3 protein-coding genes and 1 tRNA gene are annotated in these 3,971 nt (G+C 72.1%); 3 read left to right on the top strand and 1 reads right to left on the bottom strand.

The genetic code is table 11. The features are described 5' to 3' along the window. Positions 1-272 precede the first annotated feature (272 nt). Positions 273-1,118 carry a stage 0 sporulation family protein gene (locus tag ACIA5A_RS15475; RefSeq protein ID WP_396761804.1) on the top strand — a complete coding sequence of 282 codons (846 nt, stop codon included), beginning with the start codon at positions 273-275 and terminating at the stop codon, positions 1,116-1,118. Between the two features lie 15 nt (positions 1,119-1,133). Here the strand turns inward: ACIA5A_RS15475 and ACIA5A_RS15470 are convergent, their stop codons facing one another. After that, on the bottom strand, positions 1,134-2,990 hold the full coding sequence (locus ACIA5A_RS15470; RefSeq protein WP_396761801.1) for a metallophosphoesterase family protein: 1,857 nt from the start codon (positions 2,988-2,990) through the stop codon (positions 1,134-1,136). A 12-nt stretch (positions 2,991-3,002) separates the two neighbouring features. Here ACIA5A_RS15470 and ACIA5A_RS15465 point away from each other — a divergent pair. Next, positions 3,003-3,076: transfer RNA gene (locus ACIA5A_RS15465), tRNA-Thr, on the top strand. Positions 3,077-3,230: 154 nt separating this feature from the next. Continuing rightward, entirely contained in the window at positions 3,231-3,881 is a 651-nt protein-coding gene (locus ACIA5A_RS15460) for a Type 1 glutamine amidotransferase-like domain-containing protein (RefSeq protein WP_396761798.1), read from the top strand. Positions 3,882-3,971: the final 90 nt, after the last annotated feature.

Genomic DNA, 3,971 nt, shown 5'->3' with positions numbered 1-3,971 from the left:
CGGTTCGCGGCGCCCCGGGGCGGCCCCCCCCCCCCGGGCGGGGCGGGGCCCCGGGCCGCCCACGCCGTGGCCTTCCCCTGCACCCCCCGCAGGTATGCCTTCACTCAACGCGGTCGGCAGGCGTTTGTCCCGGGACCGGCCCAGGTTTCAACCGTCCGGGCGAGGCGTGGGGGTCGCTTCGGTCGGTTCGACCGGGATGGATCGCTGCGCGGTGTGACCGGACGGCGACCGGTGGGCCGACCGGCCACGCGGGTCCGCGTAGGGTGGGGCACATGGGCATGCTCTGCGCGGTCAGCTTCAACCGGTACGGGCGCCTCTACTATCTCGACCCGGGCGAGCTGCGCCCGCAGGTCGGCGACCGGGTGTTGGTGCCGACCGACGACGGGCCGGAGGTGGCCGAGTGCGTCTGGGCCGCGCAGTGGGTCAGCGAGGACACCGACGGTTTCCCGAAGCTGGCCGGGCCGGCCGGCGACGACGACCTGCGCCGTGACGAGGTGCTACGCCGGCGCAAGGCCGACGCCAAGGTGGCCGCCAAGCGGCTGATCCGCGAGCACGGCCTGCCGATGAAGGTGGTCGCCGTCGACCACGTCCTGGGCACGCCGGAGACGGGCAGCGACCGCACCACGATCTACTTCACCGCGCCGCACCGGGTGGACTTCCGGTCCCTCGTGCGCGACTTGGGGGCGACCCTGCACTGCCGGGTCGAGCTGCGGCAGCTCTCCGCCCGCGACTCGGCCCGGGTGCAGGGCGGCATCGGCTCGTGCGGGCGCGACCTGTGCTGCGCCACCTTCCTGACCGACTTCGAGCCGGTGACCATCCGGATGGCGAAGGACCAGGACCTGCCGCTCAACCCGCTGCGCATCTCCGGCGCCTGCGGGCGGCTGATGTGCTGCCTGAAATACGAGCACCCGCTCTACCAGCGGTTCCAGGAGTCGGCCCCGGCGGTCGGCACGCGCGTCGACACGCCCCAGGGCGAGGGCAAGGTGGTCGGCCACAGCGTCCCGCGTGACGCCGTCACGGTCCGCCTGGACGCCGACGGCTCCCGCTGCCAGTGCAGCCGCGCCTCCGTCTGCGCTCCCCGCCAGTCCCACGACCAGCACTACAACCCCTCCTCCTGACCTCCCGGGCCGGGGTCAGCGGAGGGTGATGGGGGGTTCGGCCAGGCGGGGGGCCAGGGGAGTCCTCGGGGTCAGCCAGGAGGCGGTGGGGGTGTCGTCCGGATTGAGCTGCCAGGCGTGGGAGACCCGGTCCACGGCGATCGGGTAGATCGTCAGGGTGCCGTCCGGGTCGAACCGGAACCGGAGGAACGCCTTCGAGTCCTCGATGCCCTGGGCGGCGAACAGCTCGTTCAGGTTCACCCCGAACGCGCCCGCCACGAGCAGGTAGAGCGCCACCAACTGGCTGGCGACCAGCCCGCTGACCGGGCCGTAGAGCACCACCGCCGCGACCGCCGGCAACGGCCACGGCCACTCGTAGAACGGCAGGTGCAGCCAGAGCCAGGTGCCGCCGGCGGCCAGCGCCACGTGGGCGACCCCGTGCGCCACCCCGAGGATCCAGTGCCGGGCGTGCCGCTTGCCGCCCGCGTTGGGCGGCTTGGCGAAGAACGCCGCGCCCAGCAGCGTCACCACGAGCATCGCCACCAGCGGGACGCTGAACAGCCGCTGCGCGGTGGAGTCCGCCCGCTGTGCCGCCACCCCGGCCATGGCCAGCATGAGCAACGTGTGCAGGGTGCCGAGCAGCGTGGTGAAACCCGGGTTGCGGAACGGCAGCCGCCCGAAGATGCCCCAGCCGTACCGGCGGGAGCGCGCCTTCTCCGGATAGCGGGCGGCCAACTCGTACTCGCGGGTGCGGCTGGCCCGCCGGGTCAGCGTGTCCCGCGGCGGCACCTCCAGCTTCTCCGGCAGCTTGTGCGTCGGATACAGGTAGGCGCCACCGCCGCCACACGTGATGAGCTGACGCTCCGGGCCCGCGTACCGGGCGTAGTGGTGCAGGTCGCCGGAGACCAGCAGCCGGACCTGCGCCCCGGTGGGCGCGACGATGGTACGGATGAAGTAGTCGACCGAGTCGTACGCGTTGGGGTGATCCGTGGCCTTGACCCACGTCGGCGCCGGCACCGCCACGATCACCCGGGACCGCGGGGTGAGCTTGCGGGCCACCTCGTCGAAGTAGGTGAGCTGCGGATCGTCCAGGTAGGACCCGGACTGGTCGTCCAGGCCCAGCAGCCACCAGCCGGCCGGCAGCTCGATCGCGAAGTACGAGCGGGACTGGCCGGTGCCCCAGCCGCCGAAGTGGCGGTCCCGCGACCGGACGAACAGGCGCAAGAACGCGGTCAGGCCGTCGTACCAGTCGTGGTTCCCCGGCACCGCGAAGAGCGTCGGACGCTCCGGCGGGGCGACCGGCAGCGCCGCCTGGTACGGCCCCTTGCTCCGGTCCTCGTACGCCTCGTAGCCGGCCGACGGGTAGACCTGGTCGCCGCCCATCACCAGCGTCTGCGCCCGGGGCAGCCGGTGCCCGTCCACGGTCAGCTCCGGCTGGGCGAGCAGGTAGGCGATCGAGTAGGTGGCGTCGAAGCCGTCGCCCAGGTCGGCCACGTAGTCCAACCAGAGCCCGCCGTCCGGCCCGACCTGCCGGAACGTGTCGTCGCCGAAGGCGTTCTGCAGTTCGCGCTTGTCCAGGTACGCCCCGAACAGCATGGCCAGCAGCGTCCGCAGGCCGGTGCTGATCAGCAGCAGCGGCGCGAGCCACGGAACCGGCCGGCGCGGGGTGAAACCCAGCTCCAGCGGGTCGAGGCTGTGCGGCCGCCGGGTGGCCCGCTCACCCGGTCGCGTCTCGGGGTCCGGCTGGCGCGGCGGTACGTGATCGTCGCTCACCCGCCGCAGGGTAGTCCGCGTCGGCCGGGAAATCTCTCCCGAACCGGGCGCGATGTGGCCCGATGTCCGGTTCCGGACGAGGGGGATCCCGTTCGGTGCCCGGCGGAGCGTGCCGTACACTTGACGATCGTTGCCGCCTTAGCTCAGTCGGCTAGAGCGACGCACTCGTAATGCGTAGGTCGACGGTTCGATTCCGTCAGGCGGCTCGGTATCGAAGCCCAGGTCATCGACCTGGGCTTCGTTCTTTTCCCACAGTCGAAGCGGCGATGAGTTTCGCTCCGGTGCCCGGTCGACAGTCCTGTGCGCCCGCTCTCCTGGCCCCCGGGGGAGCGTCATGACCGCTACGTACCGGAGGCAGGCGTGAAGCTTCTTCTCACATCCGCGGGCGTCCAGAACCCGAGCATCCGCGACGCGCTGGTCGACCTGCTGGGCAAGCCGATCGCGGAGTCCGACGCCCTCTGCATCCCCACGGCGTGTCACCCCACGGGCGGCCCGGCCTCGGCGTGGCGCTTCATCACCGGTCAGACGCCGCTGCCCATGACCGGGCTGGGCTGGAAGTCGCTCGGCGTCCTCGAACTGACCGCGCTGCCCAGCATCGGTGCGGAGCGGTGGGTCCCCTGGGTGCGGGAGGCCGACGTCCTGCTCGTGCACGGCGGTGACGCGACGTACCTGTCGCACTGGATGCGGCGGTCCGGGCTGGCGGATCTCCTGCCGTCGCTGCGGGACACCGTCTGGGTGGGGTTGAGTGCCGGGAGCATGGTGCTGACCCCCCGGGTCGGCGCGGACTTCGTCGGGTGGCGGTCCGCGCCGGACGACCGCACGTTGGGCCTCGTCGACTTCTCGATCTTCCCGCACCTGGGTCTGGAGCCGGACAACACCATGGCCGGTGCGGAGCGGTGGGCGGCCGAGGTCGGCGGTCCGGCGTACGCCATCGACGACCAGACGGCCATCACGGTGGCCGGCGGTGTCGTCGAGGTCGTCTCCGAGGGGCAGTGGAAGCGGTTCCCCTAGGGCGTGTCCTGCCGATCTTGTAGCGGTGGGTCGTTGACGATGTGCCGGTGGTACGTCGAGGCGAACTGACCGACGAAGCGTGGGCGGTGA

The organism is Micromonospora sp. NPDC051300 (assembly GCF_044455315.1).
GTDB lineage: Bacteria > Actinomycetota > Actinomycetes > Mycobacteriales > Micromonosporaceae > Micromonospora > Micromonospora robiginosa.
The sequence above is the reverse complement of the archived record's forward strand: the minus strand, read 5'-3'. Positions and strand labels throughout refer to the sequence as shown.

What these genes read in the sequence shown, in the direction of transcription:
- ACIA5A_RS15475 (WP_396761804.1), top strand. Translation starts at nt 273, where the DNA reads ATGGGCATGCTCTGCGCGGTCAGCTTCAACCGGTACGGGCGCCTCTAC.